The organism is Streptomyces sp. NPDC034670, from assembly GCF_055574875.1.
The window spans coordinates 1-4,549 of the sequence record NZ_JBVITR010000114.1 but is presented as its reverse complement, the minus strand read 5'-3'; the positions used below and the strand labels follow the sequence as shown (position 1 = coordinate 4,549).

Here is a 4,549-nt window from a genome sequence, read left to right as displayed (position 1 = left end):
CGACGACCGAAGACTTCTACGCACCCGAGTCCTCGGCGGCGTCATCAACGAGTACCGATACGCGGCCTGACGTGCAGCGATGACTTTCCGAGCCCTACAGGCTGGGCCAGTACTTCGGCCACCGTTGCACGGGCATCCACCAGCCGCTGTAGTGCGTGTTCGGCCTCGCCAAGCGCGGCCTGGAGCCGCTCGGCCTCCTCCCGCAGCCTCGCAACCTCTTCCCGGATCTTCTTCTCCCGGGTCTCCAGCGGACCGAGCACCGACGGCACCAGCCACCTCCATGAACAACACGAGCGGACGAATCGCCCCCATCTCTCCCGCCGCAGCTCGGAGTTCATGCCCACGGCAGCCGAACCAACAGATCACGTTCGGAAAGCGGATGGCTTCTGAGGGGTGGCTCGAACGCCCCTCAGACTCCTGGCTCCCCGACGTTGACATCGCCATCACAACAGATCGAAACAGACTTCAGACAGACCAGCGGCCGTCGAAAATATGAAACAGGCACTGACTCTCGCACCACCTACCTCACCGTGAAAACCTCAGTGACTCAAGCCCCACCGCGACAGCGTGCGGCAGCACTGGCATCGCTCATTCCACGAACTTCTCGCTGCGCCACTCCGCCGTGTGCATCAACTCGTCCATTTGCTCGTCGCTCCAGTGAGAGCGTTCCGCTCGCAAGGCGATGACGACGCCATCTTTGAAGCTCACCAGGAGCCGATCGGTTGTGTTGGCGAGGCGGAACCAGTCGAACTTTCCCTCGCGGCTGTCCACGACTTGCGCTTTGCAGCCCTGGAGGTGGTCCCGATAAACAGCCTCGATCGAGTGGTGCTTTTCAGCGGGGGGCGGGGCCAGCACCACCTCATGGATCGTCTGGCCCTCCACGGTGAGGGCGACATCACCCCAGGCACGAACACCGACGTCCGCTAGCTCCCGGTCGGCGGACGCCTCTGACGTGGTCCAGGGGAAGTTCGCCGGCTCGCAGGAGTTGGCCGGAGCTTTGGCAGCCTTCGAGCCGGAGGCGCACGCCTTTGCGTCCAGTTCGACGAGCATCGTCGTCTCCTGCGCTGAACCGGGGTGTGGCCAGACGTCCGTGATCTGGAGCATCCCGGCCTGGTAGTAGGGCTCAACACGTGAGCAGGGAGCGGGGGAGGAGGGCGCTGCGTCTGCCGAGGTCTTCTGTCCGGTTGGCTCACTGCCCCCGCAACCGGTGAGAAGCAAGGCCAAGCCGAGAACGGCTACCCCCTTCCCGGAACCAGGGCGGGTGGTGCAGGCGGTCGGCCTTCGCTGTATGCCTCTACTGAGCGTCATCACAGTCCTCTCTCGATACCTCCTTATTTATCTGATCAAGAAACGGCTTCGGGAGGCGGGGTGTCTCGTAAGCACTGGCCATATTGATCCGAAACGGTTCAGCCTTTGGGTCGTTGGTGGGGTGTGGGCGGTCTGGTGGGGGATGTGTGGGTCCTGGTAGCCGCGCCCGCTCGCTCCCCGCGCTGCCAAGCGGACGCGCACCGGGTCGCCGCCCGCCTGACCGACCTGCCCCGCGTGACACCCCTGCCGTCTATGGCACAGCCGGTCCTGACCGTGCCTCCCGGAGCCGCGGACCAGGCGCTCGGGATGCGTGCAGACATCCTCTACCTCTGCACACACTCCTACCCTGGACCCCAACCCGAGGGCTTCCTCGACACCGACCTCACAAACCTCAGCAGTCCGCTCACCGCCAAAGCCCTCGTCCTGGACATCTGCTGGGGCACCGCCCTCGCCGTACGACGAACCCTCGCCGCCCTGCGCCCTGCCCACCTGCCCCCGCTGGCGCTGCTCGCCTCGCCCCACCAGGTCCCCTTCGACCACCACATGCTCGTCGGCCCGCTGCTGGAAGCTCTCCGCACCGGCCCCGGACCGGCCCGTGGCCACAGCGCCTCACCGCGGCGAAGACCACCGCTCTGGCCACCAACGAACTGGCCGCGCACGCTCGACGAGACTGGGCACGACGGCGCGTCCACGCCATTCCCGGAACCCGCTCCACCCCGTAGCCCTCATGTGATCTCTCGGTTCGGTGTCGGTGGATGGTGTGTCAGTGGTGGGTTCCTGCGGGTTTGTCTGGACATGCTGCTCAGCGGCCTGGGACCGGCCTTGCCGTAGGTGTTGTCACTGTCATGAGATGAGAGATACAGGGGTGCCAATACCGTCACTGGACGGTATACACGCAGGTGCGTACTGAGGCGAAGGCGAGAGATCGCAATTCCCCGTCGGCCCGGTGCTCGAGTCGCCGCGGCCCCGGGGACCTTCACGCGTCGGCGGCATCGCGGCGGGGCCAAACGGTGCGGGTACGGGGCGCGTGTTCCGTAAGGGTCGTCAGTACGCCCCGAATGACCAGAAGACGCCTACCTCTTCGTCGTTGACCGCGATCACGCCCAGGTCCTCGAATATGTCGAGGCCGGCGATGTACTCGCGGGTATGGAAGCAGTGGGACGCGGTGCCCTGGAGGCCGGATGCGAGGAAGTCGGGTGCCGGATCGGAGGCGGCGGCCGTCGCGTTGGTCCAGTAGCGGGCACCGGGCCCGTACCGGTCGAGCAGCAACCGGGCATCCGCCAGCAGGGCGTCCCGGGTGGGGCGGGAGCGGACGGGGGCCGGCTCCGCCTGCCATTCCTCCGCCATGATGGCCAGCGCGGCGACTGCCGCCTCTGCCTCCAGTGGGTACAGACGGGCGGGCAGCAGCGCCGGGTCCGGCGGGTCGAAGGGGTACGCGGGCACCGTCCGGTGGGCGGGGTTGGCGCGGTTCCGGTCCAGCCGGACCCAGCCGCGGGGATCGGCGACCGTTCGGTGCAGCACGGCATGGACGTCGTGCGCCCAGTCCTCGTGTTGTCGGGGACCGGTGGCCACGAAGGTGTACGTGTCGTCCAGCAGCCGCAGCGCCGCCGCGTTCCAGGGGCTGCGGCGGGAGCGGAACTCCGCCAGCAAGCCGCCGACTTCCCGGCAGAAGGCGTCCTTCGGTTCGCGCGGGATGCTCTGGAGCCGGTCGAGGGCCCAATGGACGAGCTCGTCTCCTTCTTCCGCCGCGAGACCGGGCGGCTCCGGCGGGAGCGCGGCGTCGGCCGCGTCCCACAGCGCCTCCAGATGGGCGTCCAGCAGGTCCAGGGCCGTCCGGCCGGCAGGTGCAGGCATCCCGCCACTTTAGGCCGTCGCCGTCAGGCGGCGCCGCCAATGCGAACCGCAGACCGACCAGGTGCTGAGCGTCCTGCTGAGCGCGGCGCGGTTGCGTCCCTCGTCTGTCGCACTCACCGCAGCAGGCCGCTACACCGAACTCTCCTGCCGCATCATCGCCCCGGAACTGCTGATCCTTGCCGGGCTGTCCCTGAGGCGCCGCAGCCGGATGCCAGGCTGACCACGGTGACGCTCTTACCGGATTGCGGGCGCCGGCGGTGGGAACAGACGCCGCCCGCCCATCGGAGCTGGTGAGACGGGCGGATATCCGGCTGGAGGGGGCGGTATGAACAGACAGGGCCGGGCGGATGCGGTGGACCGGGAAATGGAGGTGCGGCTGCTGCCCGAGGAGGCGCTGACGGCACTGGGCCACTGGTGGGCGAGGAATAAGCAGACCCACCCAGATGGGACGCCCCAAGCCCACGCAGTCGCAGACACCCCGGCACGGTGGGCGCCGATCACCTCATGGCCCGCAGGCCTTGCACCCACGTCCCAGGCCGGTGATGCCCAAGTCAGCCGGGCGGAGGTGACCGCAATGGTCGCCGACGCGCTGCGGCGTGAGGCGTTCAGGGCGGCTGCACCAGCTGGCCCTGGAGGCCTACGATGCGGCCATCGGCCTCGACCTCGAGAACCTCGTGGTTGACGGATGCATAGTGAAAGCCCCTGGCGGTGGCCGGAACACCGGGCGCAGCCCGGTGGACCGAGGCAAGAGCGGTCTGAAGCGCTCGGTACTGGTCGACGGTGGAGGCTTGCCACTGGGGGTGGGTCCTGACCGGCGCGAACCGCAACGACTCACCGCTGTTGTACCCCACCCTGGAGACACTGCGCCTGTTCGGGTTCCGTCTGCCACCGGCGATCACGGTGCACCTGGACGCCGGCTACGACTCACAGCCCACCCGGGCGCTGCTGGAAGAGCTGGGCTGCACTGGGCGGATCACCTTGAAGGGGCAGTTCGTGCCGAGCAACCACACCCACCGGTGGGTGGTCGAGCGGACCGGCTCCTGGCACAACCGGGGGTTCAAGACGTGAGCGATCGTGACCGACCGGCGCGCGGTGGTGCAAGACGCCTGGGTGGCGTTGGCCAGCGCGGTCATCGTGATCCGCAGGCTGCTACGCCGGGCCTGGACGGCCTATCGGTGGGAAGCCCGCCCGGCCCGACGGCCCTGACCTACCCGCGCGACCTGTAAGGATAATTGACCATGCTCACGACCGCAGAACGCGTACACCTCGACGGCGGTCTCGGCCGCGTGGAGAGGCGTTGTCACGTTGTTGGGTGCGTGACTGCCTGATGGCGCGTCGGAGCGTGTTGGGGCCCGGTTCGGGGCCTGTGCTCAGGCCGTGGTGGGCC

General features: G+C 68.1%; 4 protein-coding genes and 1 pseudogene. 2 read left to right on the top strand and 3 right to left on the bottom strand.

All coding sequences use genetic code 11. The features are described from left to right. Positions 1 to 44: 44 nt before the first annotated feature. The 3 genes from ACZ56B_RS32615 to ACZ56B_RS32605 all read right to left on the bottom strand — a co-directional run bounded on the left by ACZ56B_RS32615 (position 45) and on the right by ACZ56B_RS32605 (position 3,162). Positions 45 to 269 carry a hypothetical protein gene (locus tag ACZ56B_RS32615; protein ID WP_468798639.1) on the bottom strand — a complete coding sequence of 75 codons (225 nt, stop codon included), beginning with the start codon at positions 267 to 269 and terminating at the stop codon, positions 45 to 47. 319 nt (positions 270 to 588) lie between these two features. Then, positions 589 to 1,050, bottom strand: coding sequence for a hypothetical protein (locus ACZ56B_RS32610; protein WP_468798636.1), 462 nt, complete (start codon positions 1,048 to 1,050; stop codon positions 589 to 591). Between the two features lie 1,302 nt (positions 1,051 to 2,352). Beyond that, the gene (locus ACZ56B_RS32605) at positions 2,353 to 3,162 is read right to left on the bottom strand and encodes a hypothetical protein (protein ID WP_468798633.1); all 810 of its coding nucleotides are present in this window, start codon (positions 3,160 to 3,162) and stop codon (positions 2,353 to 2,355) included. 61 nt (positions 3,163 to 3,223) lie between these two features. Here ACZ56B_RS32605 and ACZ56B_RS32600 point away from each other — a divergent pair, with 61 nt between their 5' ends. Both ACZ56B_RS32600 and ACZ56B_RS32595 read left to right on the top strand, forming a co-directional pair. Further along, positions 3,224 to 3,382 carry a hypothetical protein gene (locus ACZ56B_RS32600; protein ID WP_468798630.1) on the top strand — a complete coding sequence of 53 codons (159 nt, stop codon included), beginning with the start codon at positions 3,224 to 3,226 and terminating at the stop codon, positions 3,380 to 3,382. A gap of 394 nt (positions 3,383 to 3,776) precedes the next feature. After that, a pseudogene (locus ACZ56B_RS32595) lies at positions 3,777 to 4,368 on the top strand (transposase); the annotation flags it as partial. Positions 4,369 to 4,549: the final 181 nt, after the last annotated feature.